Source organism: Rhodoferax ferrireducens, from assembly GCF_003347515.1.
In the GTDB taxonomy this organism is placed as follows: Bacteria; Pseudomonadota; Gammaproteobacteria; order Burkholderiales; family Burkholderiaceae_C; genus Rhodoferax.
Genome location: NZ_QEII01000271.1, coordinates 37,496 through 54,700 on the forward strand (window position 1 = coordinate 37,496; position 17,205 = coordinate 54,700).

Annotated in this window: 17 protein-coding genes; 1 reads left to right on the forward strand and 16 read right to left on the reverse strand. The window is 60.5% G+C overall.

Translation table 11 applies throughout. The features are described 5' to 3' along the window. Positions 1-7: 7 nt before the first annotated feature. The 11 genes from C5P05_RS12855 to C5P05_RS12900 form a co-directional block, all read right to left on the reverse strand. Complete coding sequence (locus C5P05_RS12855; protein WP_114970247.1) at positions 8-469, reverse strand: cache domain-containing protein; 462 nt, start codon at positions 467-469, stop codon at positions 8-10. Between the two features lie 115 nt (positions 470-584). Further along, positions 585-995 carry an AEC family transporter gene (locus C5P05_RS35125; RefSeq protein WP_332871350.1) on the reverse strand — a complete coding sequence of 137 codons (411 nt, stop codon included), beginning with the start codon at positions 993-995 and terminating at the stop codon, positions 585-587. Beyond that, positions 902-1,546 carry an AEC family transporter gene (locus C5P05_RS12860; RefSeq protein WP_332871351.1) on the reverse strand — a complete coding sequence of 215 codons (645 nt, stop codon included), beginning with the start codon at positions 1,544-1,546 and terminating at the stop codon, positions 902-904. Before C5P05_RS12860 ends, C5P05_RS35125 begins: the two co-directional genes overlap by 94 nt. Before the next feature lie 23 nt (positions 1,547-1,569). Further along, positions 1,570-2,475, reverse strand: a complete 906-nt coding sequence (locus C5P05_RS12865; RefSeq protein WP_114970248.1) for an NAD(P)-dependent oxidoreductase — start codon at positions 2,473-2,475, stop codon at positions 1,570-1,572. Positions 2,476-2,523: 48 nt separating this feature from the next. After that, complete coding sequence (locus C5P05_RS12870; RefSeq protein WP_114970249.1) at positions 2,524-3,489, reverse strand: tripartite tricarboxylate transporter substrate binding protein; 966 nt, start codon at positions 3,487-3,489, stop codon at positions 2,524-2,526. 94 nt (positions 3,490-3,583) lie between these two features. After that, positions 3,584-4,321 carry an ABC transporter ATP-binding protein gene (locus C5P05_RS12875; RefSeq protein ID WP_114970250.1) on the reverse strand — a complete coding sequence of 246 codons (738 nt, stop codon included), beginning with the start codon at positions 4,319-4,321 and terminating at the stop codon, positions 3,584-3,586. Continuing rightward, a complete protein-coding gene (locus C5P05_RS12880; RefSeq protein WP_114970251.1) occupies positions 4,314-5,141 on the reverse strand; it encodes an ABC transporter ATP-binding protein in 828 nt (275 codons plus the stop codon). The genes C5P05_RS12875 and C5P05_RS12880 overlap by 8 nt, the downstream gene beginning before the upstream one ends. After that, positions 5,138-6,127, reverse strand: a complete 990-nt coding sequence (locus C5P05_RS12885; protein WP_114970252.1) for a branched-chain amino acid ABC transporter permease — start codon at positions 6,125-6,127, stop codon at positions 5,138-5,140. Before C5P05_RS12885 ends, C5P05_RS12880 begins: the two co-directional genes overlap by 4 nt. Continuing rightward, positions 6,127-6,999, reverse strand: a complete 873-nt coding sequence (locus C5P05_RS12890; RefSeq protein ID WP_114970253.1) for a branched-chain amino acid ABC transporter permease — start codon at positions 6,997-6,999, stop codon at positions 6,127-6,129. Before C5P05_RS12890 ends, C5P05_RS12885 begins: the two co-directional genes overlap by 1 nt. A gap of 69 nt (positions 7,000-7,068) precedes the next feature. Beyond that, positions 7,069-8,241 carry an ABC transporter substrate-binding protein gene (locus C5P05_RS12895; RefSeq protein WP_114970254.1) on the reverse strand — a complete coding sequence of 391 codons (1,173 nt, stop codon included), beginning with the start codon at positions 8,239-8,241 and terminating at the stop codon, positions 7,069-7,071. 233 nt (positions 8,242-8,474) lie between these two features. Further along, the gene (locus tag C5P05_RS12900) at positions 8,475-9,263 is read right to left on the reverse strand and encodes a GntR family transcriptional regulator (protein WP_114970255.1); all 789 of its coding nucleotides are present in this window, start codon (positions 9,261-9,263) and stop codon (positions 8,475-8,477) included. A 193-nt stretch (positions 9,264-9,456) separates the two neighbouring features. Between C5P05_RS12900 and C5P05_RS12905 the strand changes: the two genes are divergently transcribed. Next, complete coding sequence (locus C5P05_RS12905) at positions 9,457-10,578, forward strand: 5-methyltetrahydropteroyltriglutamate--homocysteine S-methyltransferase (RefSeq protein WP_114970256.1); 1,122 nt, start codon at positions 9,457-9,459, stop codon at positions 10,576-10,578. A gap of 7 nt (positions 10,579-10,585) precedes the next feature. Here C5P05_RS12905 and C5P05_RS12910 read toward each other — a convergent pair whose 3' ends face one another. From C5P05_RS12910 to C5P05_RS12930, 5 genes are all read right to left on the reverse strand, one after another. Then, a complete protein-coding gene (locus tag C5P05_RS12910) occupies positions 10,586-11,314 on the reverse strand; it encodes a M48 family metallopeptidase (RefSeq protein WP_114970257.1) in 729 nt (242 codons plus the stop codon). After that, positions 11,304-14,474, reverse strand: coding sequence for an HsdR family type I site-specific deoxyribonuclease (locus C5P05_RS12915; protein ID WP_114970258.1), 3,171 nt, complete (start codon positions 14,472-14,474; stop codon positions 11,304-11,306). The genes C5P05_RS12910 and C5P05_RS12915 overlap by 11 nt, the downstream gene beginning before the upstream one ends. Continuing rightward, entirely contained in the window at positions 14,471-14,722 is a 252-nt protein-coding gene (locus tag C5P05_RS12920) for a hypothetical protein (RefSeq protein WP_114970259.1), read from the reverse strand. The genes C5P05_RS12915 and C5P05_RS12920 overlap by 4 nt, the downstream gene beginning before the upstream one ends. Further along, entirely contained in the window at positions 14,719-16,236 is a 1,518-nt protein-coding gene (locus tag C5P05_RS12925; protein WP_114970260.1) for a DUF4062 domain-containing protein, read from the reverse strand. Before C5P05_RS12925 ends, C5P05_RS12920 begins: the two co-directional genes overlap by 4 nt. 96 nt (positions 16,237-16,332) lie before the next feature. Then, a complete protein-coding gene (locus C5P05_RS12930; RefSeq protein ID WP_198674712.1) occupies positions 16,333-17,073 on the reverse strand; it encodes a restriction endonuclease subunit S in 741 nt (246 codons plus the stop codon). Positions 17,074-17,205: the final 132 nt, after the last annotated feature.

Below are 17,205 nucleotides of genomic sequence, written 5' to 3' on the forward strand. Positions count from 1 at the left end.
ACCGGCCTTACTTGTAAATTCCACCACAGACAGCGGCATCGTCGAGCTTTTCGCAGTACATGCTCTTGGGTGCAATTTTCTTGGTCGTTGGATCGGTAAATTTATAGTCCTGCCAAAAAGTGCCCTTGCTCTTGGCAAGCTCAACCCGCTCCTTGACAAATTCCTTGCCATCAACGTCCTTGAGATCAATCAGGTTTTTGCCGATCATCTTCTCGTTGGCACCGTGAGCACGCACGGTGCCGTCCAGCGCGTAGACCACCAGATACAGGTCGCGATCAATAAACTGGCCCGATTTATTGCTGATTTCAGCCTGCCCTTTGTCTTTGCCGTTGGCCTTCATGAAGGCCACGCCTTTTTTGACCATGGCCGTCGCCTCGGCGGCGGTGGCCTTGGTTTGGGCATGAACGCCATGAACAAAAGGAATGGCCAGCAGGCAGGCCAAGGAAGAAATGACGAGGGAACGCTTCATGTGGACTCCTGGAAGAACTAGTCGAATTAAAAAGACATTGACTTGATAAACCGCACGAACCATTCGACGGCTGTGTGCTCAGTATCGACCAACTGCGCGAAAAACTGACTAGGGTCTAACCCCACACCGGCACATGCTTGAGTCCCCACAGCAGCGCGCTGAGGGTGAAGAAAGAGGCAATCGTGGTGACCAGCAGCGCGGCGGCGGCGAGGTCCTCCAGACCATGTTTCTGCGCCAGGATGGGATAGATGCCCATCATCGGCATCGCCGCCGTGAGCACCACCACCGTACGCAACTGCGGGTCGCTGATGGGCACGAGCCATAGCAGCAGGAGCAGCACCGCCAGCGGATGCAGAATCAGTTTGCCAAAGGCAATGCGCGCCACCAGCCGGCGCATGCCCTTGACCTGCAGGCCCACCAGGGTGCCACCGATCACAAACAGCGCCAGCGCGCCACTGGCCTGAGAAAACAGATTGACCGTACGCGCCAGCGGCCCCGGTAACTGCCAACCCAGCAGCGAGAACAAAATCCTGCCACGATGGCGCCGATCATCGGGTTGCGCAGCAGGCGCTTCAGGGTCTGACCCAGGACACGTCGCCACTGGCCCCTGGCGGAGTCTGCGCCGTCCGTGATGTCCGCCATCACCATGAGCAGCGGCAGCAAGAGCAGGTTCTCCACGAGCATATTGAGCGCGAGCGACACGCCCGCCACCGAACCGCCCAGGGTCAGCAGCACCACCGGGTAGCCTACAAAGCCGCTGTTGGAGCACGACATGCCCATGGCGAGATAGCTGCTGTAGCTCAGGGTTCGGTGCTCCGCATAACGCGCCCACGCCAGCCCGCCAAACAGCACGGCGAACGAGCCCAGCGCATAGACCAGCAGGTAGTCGCCATTCATGATCTCGCTCAGGCGCCGCTGCGACAGGGCATTGAACAACAACGCGGGCAGCGCCAGATTGATGACGAACTTGCCGAAAACACGCATGTCGGCCTTGGCAAACAAGCCGAATCGGGTGGCGAGGTAGCCGGCAGCAATCGCGAGGTAAATGGGTCCGGTAATACCCAGGATGTCGAACATGGAAAAGGCTTGGCCCCGGTGCCTCAGGGCTTGCGCGCCGCCAGCAGGCGGTCGGCGTAATCCTGCCAACAGGCGTCTTTGCCGACGCCCTCAAACACCCCGTCGCGGCTTTGCTGCGCGATCCAGTCGTGTTTCTCGGCAATGGCCGCCGCCATCCAGGGCTCGAAACCCGCCTCGCGCACGGTGTTGGCGGCCTCGCGCATTTCTTCGGCGCGGCGCTTGCCGTGCTGGGCCACGCGGCTGAAGAAGTAAGCGCCTTGCTTTTCCCAATCGATGGACGGAAAAGTCTCGGTCAGGGTCGGGATCATGTGCTCTTCCACGCCGTATTTTCGGGCCGTGGTGTAGCTCTCAATCACCAGCGCTTCCAGCCCCTTGATCATCACGCTGCGGCACATCTTGATGGCCGACGCTACGCCGATCTCGGTCGCCACCGCCTTGGCGTCCATGCCGAAACTGCGCAATTTTTCGGCCAGTGCCTCGGCCTGATCGCCGCCCAGCAGCATGGGTACGCGAATACCGTAGGGTGGCACCGAGGTCATGACGCCGGCTTCGACGTAATGGGCACCCGCCGCCTCGATGAGCTGCGCCGCCTGCTGCTTGGTGCCGGGTGAAGCCGAGTTGAGGTCCAGAAAAATGGCACCGGGGCGAATGTGCTGGGCCGCCGTCTGCGCCACGGCCAGGGTGTTGGAGGCGGTCACGGCGGAGATGACGAAATAGGCGTTTTCGCACAGGGCCTGCATCGACAAACAGGCTTGGATGCCAGCCCGGGCCGCATGCGCCAACTCGGCGTCCCGTGTGGGGGCCGATGTGTTGGCGGCGTCAAACTTGAGATCCCAGGCGCTGACGGTGAGCACGCTGCTTTTGAGCCCGGCGGTAAAAATTTTGCCGACTTCACCGTAGCCGACCATGCCGATGTGTTCGAGTTTCATTGCGTGCTCCTCTTGCGGATGGGATTAACAGGCTTGCTTATTAGCGGCTTATTGTTTCGGAATTTTGGCGCGGGTGATCACCTCACCCCAGCGCTTGATTTCGCTGGCCAGCAGCTCGGACGCCTGCTCGGGCGAGCTGGCGCGGGCTTCAACATTCAGGTCAAGCAGTTTCTTCTTGACATCCGGGGCGTTGAGGGCCGCGACCACGTCCTTGTTCAGGCGGTCGATCACATTCTTCGGGGTTTTAGCTGGTGCGGCCAGCGCGTTCCAGCTGGACACCACAAAAGTCGGCAGTCCGCTCTCTTTGGCAGTGGGCACATCGGGCAGCACGGCCGCGCGTTTTTCGCCGGTCACCGCCAGCGCGCGCACGGCTTTGGCCTTGATTTGCGGCAGCATCGGACCCAATATCTCGACGGCGACATCAATCTGGCCACCCCGCAGCGCGGTGATCACGGCCGGGGTGCCGTTGAAAGGCACGATCTGCACGTCGGTGCCCGAGCTGGTTTTGAACAGCTCGGCCGCCAGGTTTTGCGTGCTGCCGATGTTGATGCTGCCCAGGTTGAGCTTGCCGGGGTTGGTTCTGGCAAACGCCAGCAGCTCGGCCAGCGTCTTGAATTTCGAATCTGCGGGAACGATGACCGCGATATCGAAGTAGCCCAGGGTGGACACCGGCGCAAAGTCGCGCACGGTGTCAAACGGCAGCGACTTGAACAGGTTGCTGCTGACCGCCGTGCCATTGGATATCAGCAGCAGCGTGTAGCCATCGGGCTCGGCCTTGGCCACCGTGTCGCCCGCCACGACGCCACCGGCGCCGGGTTTGTTGTCGATCACCACGGGCGCCCCCAGCGACTCGCTGAGCTTCTGCGCCACGGTGCGCGCCGTCAGGTCGGCCACGCCACCGGCACCGAAGGGCACGACGATGCGGATCGGCTTGCCGGGAAAGGTTTGGGCGAACGCGGCATGGGCCGCCAGCGTGGCCAACAGCAGGCTGGAAATGAAACGCTTGAGGCTCATGACGTCATCCTTGGTGGATAAATATTGATCGAATTGACCTCTAGCCCTCATGCAATAAGCGCAAGCAGCTATTAATTAAGGAGCAATCAGAAAACTACCGCGCCACACCCAGCAGCTTGTCCAGCAGCGCCGGTTGGTCCTGCAAGCTGCGCGCCGTGCCGGAATACACCACCGTGCCCCGGTCCAGCACGGCGGCCGTGTCGGAAATCGCCAGAATCGCCTGCGGGTGTTGCTCCACGATGATGGCCGACAGCCCTTCTTCGCGGGTGATGCGCCGGATGGCTCGCAACAACTCCTGCACGATGATGGGCGCCAGGCCTTCGCAGGGTTCGTCCAACAGCAGCAAGGTCGGGTTCAACACCAGGGCCCGGCCCAGGGCCAGCATCTGCTGCTCGCCACCGGAGAGCTGCGTGCCCAGATTGGTCTTGCGCTCGGCCAGGCGGGGAAACAGCTCGTAGACACGCTCAGGCGTCCACGGCGGAGAAGCGCGCCCGGCCCTGGCCGGTCGCGCCACGGCGGTGAGGTTCTCATGCACCGAGAGCGACTTGAAAATATTGCGCTCCTGCGGCACCCAGCCAATGCCGGCGGCGGCCCGCTCATGCGAGGGCAGTTTGTGCAGCGCCAACACGGACGATCCAGTCCCCAGCATGATGCTGCCACCGTGCTGGCGCGTGGCACCGGCCAGCGTGTTGATGAGGGTGGTCTTGCCGGTGCCGTTGCGCCCGAGCAGGGCCAGGGTCTGGCCTTCATCGAGCGTGAGCGACACGTCATGCAGCACCACGGCTTCGCCGTAACCGGCGCTCAAATCCTGAACTTTCAGCAACTCAGACATGGTGAATTTTCCCTGCAGTGGCCGGTTCCATGGCATCGTTGATCTCATCGCCGTGGCCGAGATAGACCGCCTTGACCCGTGAGTCGTTGGCAATTTGATCCGGGTCGCCCTCCGTCAACACCGTGCCGTTGACAAGCACCGTCATGCGGTTGGCGAAGCTGAACACCAAGTCCATGTCATGCTCGATCAACAACACCGACACATCGGCCGGCAAAGCCGCTACCGTTTGCAGCAGCTCTTCACGCTCGCCGGCGGGCACGCCCGCCACCGGCTCGTCCAGCAGCAGCACGCGCGGCTCGCAGGCCAGCGCAATCGCGATTTCCAACAGGCGGCGCTTGCCGTAGGCCAGCACCCGGGTCTCCTGCGCCATCACGGCCGTCAGGTGAAACTGCTCCAGCAACTGCTCGCAGCGCTCGGTCACGCGTTTTTGGGAACCCAGCGCCTGCCACCATTTGCCGCCCAGCCCCTGCTGCTGCGATACCGTCATGGCCAGCGTTTCCAGCGGCGTCAGGGTGTCAAACAACTGGTTGATCTGGAAGGTGCGCACCATGCCGCGGCGCACGCGCTGGTACGGCGCGAGCTCGGTGATGTCCTGGCCCTCCAGCACGATTTTTCCGGAGGTGGGTTGCAGCACGCCGGTCAGCAGATTGATGAGCGTGGTTTTGCCGGCGCCGTTGGGGCCGATCAAGGCATGACGGGCGCCCTTTTTCAGGTCCAGCGTGACGTTGTTGGTGGCGGTGATGCCGCCAAACTTCATCACCAGCCCTTGCGCGGATAGCACGGTCTCGGCGCCCGCCCGGATTTGTGGGATGGCGCTCATGATTTACTCCCTGCCGAGCGCGGCTTGTGCCAGGTCCAGGGGCGAATCAAACGCTCCCGCCCGACCAGCACCAGCACCACCAGGAACAGGCCAATCCAGAAGGTCCAGTATTGCGGCGTGATGCTTGAGATGAAGTCCTGCATCAGCTTGAACACAATGGCACCGGCCACGCCGCCATACAGCCAGCCGACACCGCCGATCACCAGGATCAGCATAACGTCGGCCGAGCGATGGAACTCGAACACATCCAGCGAAGCAAAGCCGGTGGTTTGCGCCAGCAAGGCACCAGCAGCACCGGCCAGTGCAGCCGCCACCGTGTACACCACGGCCAGGCGGCTGCTCACCGGAATGCCAATCGCCATGGCGCGCAGCCGGTTGTCACGAATTGCCTTGAGCGTGGCGCCAAACGGCGAGTTCACAAAGCGTCGCGCGATCACAAACACCAGCAGCAGTACGCTCAGTGAGTACCAGGCTGCCGTGCGCCCGCTCAAGTCAAACTCGAACTGGCCCAGGAGCGGCCCCATGACAACGCCCTGCAGCCCGTCGGCGCCGCCGGTCAGCCAGTCCATCTTGTTGGCCAATTCCATCAGGATCAGGCCGACACCCAAGGTCACCATCAAACGGGTCAGATCGGTGCCGCGCAGGATGGTGGCGCTGCACAGCGCGCCCAGCACGCCAGCCGTCGTCACCCCCACCACCAAGCCCAGGAGCGGGTCCGGCATCACCAGCTTGGCAAACAAGGCCGCCGAATAAGCGCCCATGCCGAAGAAAGCGGCGTGCCCGAGCGACACGATGCCGGTGTAGCCCAGAATCAAATCCAGCGACAGGGCAAACAGCGCCACGATGGCAATCTCATTGATGATCAGCGCGTGGCTGGACAGCACGAAGGGCGAGGCCAGCGCCAGCAACCACAGCGGGTATTCCCACAGCTTCCAGCGACCGCTCTGGAGTAGCAAATTTTGTGAGTTCGTCGACGAGTTCGTCATCACTTGCCCCCTTTGCGCACGAACAGGCCTTGCGGGCGCCAGATCAGAATCATGATCATCAAGCTATACACAATAAAACCACCGAGTTTGGGGATGTAGTACTTGCCCGCCACGTCGGCGATGCCCAGCAAGAGCGCGGCCAGCAACGGACCGGTGATGGAGGATGTGCCCCCCACTGCCACCACGATCAAAAAGTAAATCATGAATTTGAGCGGAAAGCTGGGGTCCAGCCCCAGCACTTCGGCGCCCAGCGCGCCGCCCAGCCCGGCCAGACCCGAGCCCACCGCGAAGGTACCCAGGAACACCACATTCACATTGATGCCCATGCCGGCCGCCACGCGCTGATCGTCCACCGAAGCACGCAAGCGGCTGCCAAAACGGGTTTTGGTCAGCACAAATTGCAGTGCCACCGTGAGCGCCGCACACACGGCAATGATGAACAGGCGGTAGTGGCCCATGCCCAGTATCCAGTCGCCCTGCCCCAGTTCGGTCCGGCCCTTGAGCCATTCGGGCAGCTGGATGATTTGCTGGCTGGAGCCGATGAAGTAGTCGGCCGTGGCCACCGCCATGAAGGTCAGGCCGATGGAAAACAACACCTGGTCCAGATGCGGCTTGTGGTACAGCGGGCGGTACAGCGTGCGCTCCAGCACGCCGCCCAGCAAGGCCGAGCCGAGAAAGGCCAGCGGCAGGCAGACCAGAAACGGCACGCCCATTTTCTGCATCAGCAGCACGGTGATGTAGCCGCCCACCATGGCGAAGGCGCCGTGCGCGAGATTGATGAAGTTCATCAGCCCCATGGTCACGGCCAGACCCACGGCCAGAATGAACAACAACATGCCATAGGCGATGCCGTCGAAAAGGATTGTCAACATAACTTATCCAAAGTAATGCGCATGCCGGGGCGAGCCCGACATGGCAGTTCAGGCTATCGCACGGTCAATTTACTTGGCTTTGCCCGGGTCCTTGACGTCCTTGATGACGTCAAATTCCACGTTGTAGAGCTGGCCGTCTTTGCGTTCCACCTTGCGCAGGTAGATGTTCTGCACCACGTCGCGGGTTTGCGCGTCGATGAACATTGGGCCGCGCGGGCTCTCAAAAATCTGACCCTTCATCGCCGCCAGCAAGGCATCGCCGCCGCCTGCACCTTTGGTGATCTTGAGCGCTTCGTAGATCACGCGCATGCCGTCATAACCGCCAATAGCCATGAAGTTGGGGCGCAGGTTCTTGTTGGCTTTGGTGAAGGCTTCGACGAACTTTTTGTTCGCGGCGGAAGGATGGGCGGTGGAATAGTGGTGCGAGGTGACCACGCCCAGGGCGCCGTCACCCATGTCGTTGAGTTGATCGTCATCGGTGATGTCGCCGGTGCCAATCAGCTTGATGCCGGCCTTGTCCATGCCGCGCTCCAGAAACTGCTTCATAACGGCCGCGCCGGCGCCAGACGGCACAAACACAAACAGGGCGTCGGGTTTCAGGTCACGCACTTTTTGCAGGAACGGTGCAAAGTCAGGACCCCGCAGCGGCACGCGCAGCGACTCCGATACCTGGCCGCCGTTGAAGATAAAGCGCTCTTTGAAATACTTTTCGGCATCGATGCCGGGACCGTAATCACTGACCAGGGTCACGACCTTCTTGATGCCATTTTTGGGTGCCCAGTCGCCCATGGCAACCGCCGCCTGCGGCAGCGTGAAGCTGGTGCGCACGATGTAAGGCGAGGCCTGCGTGATGCTGCTGGTCGCGGCCGCCATCACCACCAGCGGGGTCTTGGACTGCGTCGCTATCGGCGCGGTGGCCAGCGCCGAGGGCGTGATGCCGAAACCGGCCAGCACATTCACCTTGTCATTCACCACCAGTTCTTGCGCCAGGCGCTTGGTCACGTCGGGAATGCTGGTGTCGTCCTTGACGATCAATTCGATCTTTTTGCCAGCCACGGTGTCGCCGTTTTGCGCCATGTAAAGCCGGGCGGCCGCTTCGATCTGGCGTCCGGTGCTGGCTTGCTGCCCGGTCATGGGCAGGATCAGGCCAATTTTGAACTTGTTGTCCTGCGCTATTGAGTTTGTGGCGGATAGCGCAACAACGGCAAGGGCTGTGGCGTGAAGGAATTGTCTTTTTTGCATGTCTTGTCTCCAGTAGGATGATTGAATCCAGAAATCCCCTCTACTGTGACTGCAAATGTTACCAATCGCAATAGAGATTTCAGACTCTTTGTTATAACAGTTTGGAATAACCAAGCCACCGCAAACAGACATCCATGCGGCAAGCCAAATCCAGTGTACCGGACCCCACTCGCATGGCCCGCGAGCCTGGCGTTTTCATGTTGATACAAATCAAGGGGCTGAGCATAGGGCCGTTAGCTGCGTCGGCGGATCAGCCGCACGCCGGGTATCTGGTCCAGTTGCTGGCTTTGCACGGCTTGGCGCAGGTTGCGCTGGGCCATGCGGGAGTGCTCGCGCATCAGGCTCTCGGCGCGCGAGCCTTCACGCCGGTCAATGGCGTCGAGCACCTGCCAGTGCTGGTCTTGCGCCACGACCAGCATGTCGCGAGCCTTGGGCGAGTTGGCCTGCACCACCACAAAACCCGAGGGCGAGGCGAACGGCAGGCTGGACACGCGCTCCAGCTCTTTGGCGATCACCACACTGCCCGCCATTTCACTCAACAGCGCGTGGAAACGCGCATTCAAGGTCACGTAACTGGAAAACGCGTCATCGTTCAGTGCGGGCTGGCTCAGCACCGTGTCAATCTCGCGCAGGCATTCACGCGCTTCGTTCAGCACCACAGGCGGCGCACCGCGCTCGGCCGACAGCCGGGCTGACAGGCCTTCGAGCGTGCCGCGCAGCTCGATGGCCTCGGAGACATCGCGTTCGGAAAAGGTCTTGACGGCATAGCCGCCGTTGGGCAAGGCATCGAGCAGACCTTCCTGCTCCAGCCGCATCAAGGCAGCCCGAATCGGCGTGCGCGAAAAACCCAGCTTTTCGACGATAGACAGCTCGGCAATGCGGGCGCCACCCGGCAATTCACCGGCCAGAATCATCTCGCGCAGGCGCAACAAGGCCTGCACTTGCACACTGGCCTGGGCACTGATTTGCGCGTTCACCGGCAAAATTTCCGCATCATTTTGACCTCTGGCCCCCGTATCCATTGCGGAGTCAGCTATTGAAACAGTAGTGATTGGCATAAGAATTTTTATTTTCATGGATACGCAATGTATACATAAAACTGAATAATTTGAAAAATAAGGCAATTCAGATGCAAATTTCATGATTTATGTATTCAATGTAAGGACTTGAACTTGGCTTAGTATTTGGACTGCAACAAAACCACCGGAGAACCCCATGAACCAGGTCGTCGCCAAATTACCCGCCCACTATGACCATGTCGGCAGCTTTCTGCGCCCCAAGTACCTTCTGGATGCACGCGAGCAAAAAGCCAACGGCAGCATCACGCCGGAGCAGCTGCGCCGGGTGGAGGACAAGGCCATCACCGAGATCGTGAAGTTTCAGGAGGACGTGGGCCTGAAGAGCATCACCGACGGCGAGTTCCGCCGCACCTACTTTCATATCGACTTTCTGGAGCAGATTGGCGGCGTCAAGAGCGACATTCCGGTCACCATCCAGAAGCCCGACGGCACGCTGGAACTGGCGCCGCCGGTGATGCGCGTGATCGACAAGGTGCGCCATGTCAAGGACATCCAGTTGGCCGATTTTCAGTATTTGAAGAGCCAGGTGTCCGCCGGCAACACACCCAAAGTCACCATTCCCTCCCCCACCATGCTGCACTTTCGCGGTGGCCGCGCCGGCATCAGCCAACAGCATTACCCCGAACTCGACCCTGATTTTTACCAGGACGTGGCCAATGCCTATGGCGACGAACTGCGCAGCCTGGCCGCCGCCGGCTGCACCTATGTGCAGATGGACGACACCAATCTGGCCTATCTGTGCGACGAAAAAATGCGCGAAGCCGCGCGCCAGCGTGGTGATGACCCGAACGAGCTGCCCCACCGCTACGCCAAATTCATCAATCTGGTGGTGGCGCAGAAGCCGCCCGGCATGCTCTTGGCCATGCACTTGTGCCGCGGCAACTTCAAGAGCACGCACGCGGCATCGGGCAACTACGAGCCGGTGGCCGAAGCCCTGCTGAAAGAGATGAACCTGGACGCCTACTTCATGGAGTACGACGACGACCGCAGCGGCGACTTCAAACCCCTGCGCTACCTGCCCAAAGGCAAAACCGTGGTGCTGGGCCTGGTCACCACCAAGTTTGGCGCGATGGAAAGCAAGGACGACCTGAAACGCCGCATTGACGAAGCGGCCCGCTACGCGCCGCTGGAGCAGCTGGCGCTGTCACCACAGTGCGGCTTCAGCAGCACCGTGCATGGCAATGACATCGCGGTGGAAGCACAGCGCGCCAAGCTGCGCTTGGTGGTGGAGACGGCGCAGGAGGTCTGGGGCGCTTGAGCGCTCATCAATACGCCCACACCTCATGCCCCAAGACGCCACTGTTGAGCGTCTCGCGGCAGACCCGCCAGTTCGGCATGAAGCCATCCATCAAAGCCGTGAAGCGCTCGGAGTGTCTGCGCTCCAGCAGATGCACCAGTTCATGCACCACGATGTATTCCAGACACTGCACCGGCTTCTTGGCCAATTCCAGATTGAACCAAAGTCGCCCGGCCGTGGGGTTGCAGCTGCCCCACTTGGTCTTCATCTTCTTGATGCCCCAATGGTTGGCCTGAACACCAAGGACCGGTTGCCACTTTTCCAGCAAGGGCGGGATCAGCGCCTTGAGCTGCTCGCGATACCAATGCAAGAGCACAACTTCCCGCTGCGCGGCGTTGCTGCCGGGGCGCACAAACAGGTCAAGGCTGGCGATGCCGCGCAGCGCGACGCGGGCCGGGGCGTCTTGCTCATGCACTCGCAGGCGATAGCGCTTGCCCAGAAAGTAATGACTTTCGCCATTCACCATCTCGCGCTGTGACTGGCGCGCCTGTTCAATAAACCTGGCTTTCTGCCGCTTGATCCAGCCCAACTTGTCGATCACCGCCAGCCGCACGGCTTCATCATTGACCACCAGCGGCGCCGCCACCCTAACCCGGCCGTGGGGCGGATAAACGCCCAGGTGCAGGTTCTTGATGTCCTTGCGCACCACTTCCACCTTGATGCCGCCCACCTGAAGGTGGCTGGACTCAATAAGCATTTTGTTGTTTCACCAGCGCCAGCACCCGGTCGGTCTCCGTTTCCAGATTCGTCAATGGCAGGCCTTCGACATCCACCTGTCTGGCCTGCAAACCACGATTAGCCGGCATCGCTGTGTTCAACACAAACCATATCCCGTTGCGCACGCGCTTGGTCTTGCTGGCGTTGCTGCGCCAGTCATCTTGCAACGAGCTGTGCACCGCCACATCCACCGCCAGCGCCAACCGCTCGTCCTGGTCCAGGTTGTTATAGAGCGCCCGCTGCGCCGCCGTCGTCAAGCTCACCGGATAAGCGCCCGACCCACCGCCCGGCCATGTCACCTCCTTGGCCAGCCGGGCGATCTTCTCCAGATATTCCGTGTAGGTCAGCACACCCTGGCGCCGCTGCTCGATCAGCGCATCAAGCAGCTTGGACATCTTGTCGTAATAGGCGGGGTCCACCGGGGACTCGTTGATGATCAGCTTGCGCACGTTGTTCTCAATCGTCTCCGCCACCGCCTCGTCGCTCTTCATCACGCCCTTGATCTTGGCCGCCGCCTCATCCGGCCCGCGTTCCACGATGAGCTGAATCAGGCTCATGTCGTCAAAGGCAGAAATCTTCTCGCTCTCTTCCGCGCGGATGTAGGTGTCGATCAGGTGCCGCATGGCGGGCTCGTAGGCCTTCAGGTCGATGTAGTCGCCGCTGGCCAGCCGCACCTCGTCGCGCACCTTGCTGGCGTGGTCCACCTCGGCCTTGATCTTCTCGATCTGCTCGGGCGTGTAGCCCGCCTCCGCCAGTTCACTGGCGATGGCCGCATAGGCCCGGACCAGACTCGCCACAAACTTGTAGAGTTTCAGCCGCTTGGGCTCGTTCTCCTTGAGTTGATCGGCATTGCCTGAATCCCTGGTGCAAAAATAGTGCAAATAGGCGGACGAAACCCGAGGCACGGCCACCGGCTCGCACAGCGCCTTCACCGCCTCGCGGGCGTCTTCCAAATCTTCCCGCGCCTTGTCCAGCCGATTCTCCAGCAAGCCCTTCACATCGTCCTTGTCATAGCCGTCCAGCGCCCCGCTGGTGTAGTCGCCCACGGCACCCTCCAGACTTTGGAACAAATCCTTGTAGTCGATGATGTAGCCGTATTCCTTGTCGTCACCGTCCAGGCGATTGACACGGCAGATGGCTTGAAACAGCCCGTGGTCGCGCATCTGCTTGTCGATATAGAGATAAGTGGCCGAAGGCGCGTCAAAGCCGGTCAGCAGTTTGTCCACCACGATCAGCAGCTTCATCTGGCCCGGCTCGGCTATGAATTTCTTCTTCACCTCTTGCTCGAAACGGTCCACCTTGTTGACGGCTTTCTCGACCGGTTCATTGAACCAGTCGGCCAGCATCTGGCTGTACACCGCGTATTTCAGCAGCTTGTCGGTGACGCCCTCGCCCGTCGTCTCGCCTTTGGTATCAGTCACGCTGGGCGCGTAGCTGGTGACGATGGCGCACTGGCCCTTGAGTTCGGTCCTGGCAAACAGCTCATAAAACTTGCACGCCTCGTAAATGCTGCCCGCCACCAGCATGGCGTTGCCGTGGCCGTCCATCAGGCGCGGGCGCGTCGACATGTCCAGCAGAATGTCGGCCACGATTTTTTGCAGCCGGTCCTGGCTGGACAGCACGCGCTGCATCGTGCCCCACTTCTGCTTGAGCTGCGCGCGGGCCAGGTCGTTCAGGCCCCTGGTTTTGGCATCAAACCACTGGTCGATCTTGTCGCGGTTGGTCAGTGTCTGGTCAATGTCGCGCGCCTCGTAGCGCAAATCCAGCACCACGCCCTCGCGCACGGCCTGGTCAAATTTGTAGGTGTGGATGTAGCGACCAAACACCTCGATGCTCTTTTGCTTGTCGGCTTTGAGCAGCGGCGTGCCGGTGAAGCCGAAAAACAGCGCGTTGGGCAGCAGCGCCTTCATCGCCTTGTGCAGGTCGCCGCTCTGGGTGCGGTGGCACTCGTCCACAAACACATGGATGTCGCCCTTGGCATTGAAATCCGCCGGCACCTTCTGAAGCGCGGCAATGAACGCTTGGGTGCCCTCGTCACCCTCCGCGTCGCCGTTACCCTTGCCGCCAAACTTGTGTACCAGCGAGCAAATCAACGATTCCGTCGTTCCATTGAGCCGGCTGATCAGGTCGTCACCGCTGGTGGTGCGGTAGATCTGCTCGTTCACACCCTTGAATACCTTTTCAATCTGCTCATCCAGCTCGGTGCGGTCGGTGATGATCAGCACCCGCCCACCCGTGATGTTCTCGCGTATCCACTTGGCCAGCCACACCATGGTGAGCGACTTACCGCTACCTTGCGTGTGCCAGATGATGCCGCCCTCGCGGCGGTGGATGAACTGCTGCGCCGCCTTCACGCCGAAATACTGGTTCTGGCGACACAGCTTTTTGGTGCCGGCATCGAACACCACAAAGTCGTGCATCAGCTCCAGCAGCCGCGCCTTGTCGCAAACCTGCAAGAGGTGGCGGTCCAGCAGATTCGCCTCATCCGCATAGGGGCCGCTTTCCTCCACCCAGCGCAGGTAATACTTCTCGGGCGTCGAAAGAGTGGCATAACGCAAGCCCTCGCTGTCGTTGCCCGCCATCACCAGTTGCATGGTCGAGAAAAACGGCTGGATGAATTCCTTTTTTTGGTTGTCCAGATTCTGGCGAATGCCCTCGACCACCGAGACGGTGGAGCGCTTCAGCTCCAGCACCCCCAGCGCGATACCGTTGACGTAGAGCACCACGTCCGGGCGTTTGCTGCTGGCTTTGGCATCCGCGCCCTTCACCGTCACCTCTTCGGCAATGGCGAAGTGATTGGCCTGCGGGTGCTTCCAGTCGATCAACCAGACCGTCACCCGGTTCTCGCCCATGCCGGATTGAACCTTCACGCCGTAGCGCAGCAACTCATAGACCTCGCGATTACGGTCGTAGATGCTCTTGCTGGTGTCGGTTGCCACCTTGTTCAGCTCGTGCAGCGCCCGGCTGATCAGGCTGTCGCCCACGCCTTGCTTTTGCAGCCACGCCGTGAGTAGCGCGGGCTCGATGTTGCGGTTGTCGCGCTCGATGTGATTGCCCAGATAGTCGTAACCCAGGCGTTCCTGAAACAAGGCGACGATACGGGCTTGGGCGCGCTTCTCGATTTGGCCAACGGTGCTCATTTCAAAACCTCCAAAACTTCCCAGTGACCGCCCTTGCTTGGGCCGTAATACCGCAGCCGGCCTTGCATCACCAGCTTGGCGCTGGCCCGCTCGACTGCGCTGAGTGATTTTCCGATCTCAGCGGCTACCTCGGCCAGCGTCATGGTCGGGTTGGCAGGTTGTGATGAATGTTTGGCCATCAAACTCGCCAGCGTCCAATCCGGCGGCAACTGGCCCGCGTTCCACTCGATGTTCTGGTTTTCTTTCATATTCTTTTCCCTTGCCGCAGAGTGGCCAGCAGAGCCCGGCCCTTCTCGGTGATGCGGTACTTTTGCAGGCGGCTTTGGGGTTTATCAGGCAGCGTGTATTCCACCGTTTGATCGGCCAACAACACGCGAATGACCTGATTCAGTTGACCGGAAACCTCTTTTTGTCCGAGTGCGCTGGATATCTCCGACTTGGACAACGAAGCACTGCCAAGCAGCCCGAGCACCCGCTGCTCAAGCGACTGTGACTCTGGCCGTGACTCTGGCCGTGACTCTGGCTGCGACTCTGGCTGGGTAGGCACTTCCCCGATCTTGCGGCGAATCGTGGTCACAAACCCATCAGAAACCGAAAACTCCGGCTCCGGCAACCCGGCTTCCACGCAGCGGCGAATCATGTCGCCGGTGCCCGTGCCCATGCGCTCGATGTACTTGGTCAGGTAAAGCGGCTCCGCCAACTGCGGGTTGCCCGGCACCGAACCATGCGGATGGCGCAGTTTTTCCAACGTCAGCGAGGGCGGTAAACAACCGGGGTTCCACACCTCCAGCCGGTCGGCAAACAGCATCACCTGCACGCTACCGTTGCTGGTGTAATCCCGGTGCGCCACCGCATTCACGATTGCCTCGGCCACCACCTCGCGGGGAATCTCGTACGCCACCGGCACCTGCGGACCGGCCGCACGCGTGCCCACCCACAGGTTGATCTTGGACATCACAAAATCGACCGCCTGATCCACCAGATCAAACACCGTGCCCTTGTAAACCTGGTACGACGGGATCGGCTTGGCGGCATGAATGCCATGAAAGTGCGCGCACTTCACCTCGGAGGAAATCAGAAACCGCTGCGGCTGCCGCCCAAACAACAGCATGGCGGCATGCGTGGGACGACCTGCATCGAGCAAGTTCAGATGCGTCAGCAACTCAAAAGGCGTGGCCTCTTCCGGCAGCGGAAACCCGCGCGCGCGACGGGCACGACCCAGAAACGTCGCCATGCGCGTCTCATCGAGATCCGCCAGCGTGGCATTGCGGCACGGCGCGGCATCAAACGGCCCATTGCGAATCAGCTCATGCTCTTGCAGATATTGCACCAGCGCCGCATACAGCCCGGCCATCAACTCGGCGCCCGTCGCGTAACGGCGGCGAATTAACTCGTTGCCCACGCGCCGGATCAAGGCCTGCATCTTGGGGTGGCGGCCCTGGTCATCGGCCCCCTTCACAAAAATCAGGCGCGTCTTGTGGTGCGCGCCCGCCTGGGCATATTCCCGCTCGGTGGGCGAGACGCCTTCTGCATCTTCATAGCCATAGTCCTTGCCCAACAGTCCCACATACACATCGCAGGCCGCCACCTCATCGAGATACACCTCATCCGCCCGGCGGTCGGCGGCAGGCACATCCTCAAACAAAAACGGTTCGAAGAAGCGACGCATCAACGGATCGTTGCGCAACCAGTCGCGCAAGCTTGCCCGTTCCTCGGAAAACTCCTTTTGAACGCTGCTGATGAAGATGCGTATGGGGTTCATGGGCAATCGATTTCTACTAATTTATAGCCATGTATACGTCGTGGACCGTATACATCTGACGTGTTTCTTGTGAATGACCGTCATGGGAAAGTTTGCTCATACGAGCCGGATGCGGCCGGTCAACAGCTCTTGCATCATGCCTTGCTTGAGGGCACGGGTTTTGTCGCGGCGGGCTTCGAGGGCAGAAAGTTCAGAGTCCATGTCGGAGAGGATGGTGGCGATGGCGGTTTGCTCTTCCAGTTTCGGAATTGCCACCTCATAGTTCTTCACTACGTTCCAATCAGAGCGCGGCATGTGCGTGCCATAGGCAGTGCTTGCGGCTTCTATAAATGGGGCGAGCGTGACAACCTGGAACAGGAACACAGGCGCGACGAGATCGCGGTTTGCGACCAACGCCCATATTTCGGTTGAGCAAACTCCAGATCGATCCGCCAGCCAGTATTTACGGAGGTAGGCCCGCAATTTGCCGAACAAAACATCCTCGGCATGGAATACTGACTTGAGTGACGATTCTTCTCCGGTACTGCCACTGCCCGCGAGACACCCTGTTCCCTGCTCGATGTGTTCAAGTTCGATGCAGAATTCTTGAACCCCAGCCTTGCGTGGATCAATCCGATCCTTTCGTGGCACCGCCACTTCACCAAACCGCTTCACCTCCCACTCCCCGCTAAACCCCGGCAGGCGGGTCTGGCCGGTGAGGAGTTGCTGCATGGCGGCCTGTTTGAGGTCGCGCTTCTTGGCGATGAACGCATCCAGCTTGCCCAGCAGCGCATCCACATCTGACAGCGCGACGGCGATGGCGCGTTGCTCCACTACGGTGGGCAACGGAACAGTCAAGCCTCTAATCTTACTGTGTCATAAATTATGCTATCATAAACGCAGCGTGAATTTTGACTGGGGGCGTGATGGACATATCGCAGGAGTTCAATCGCTACGTTGATCATTTGTCTGCTGGGCTGGGCCATGCCG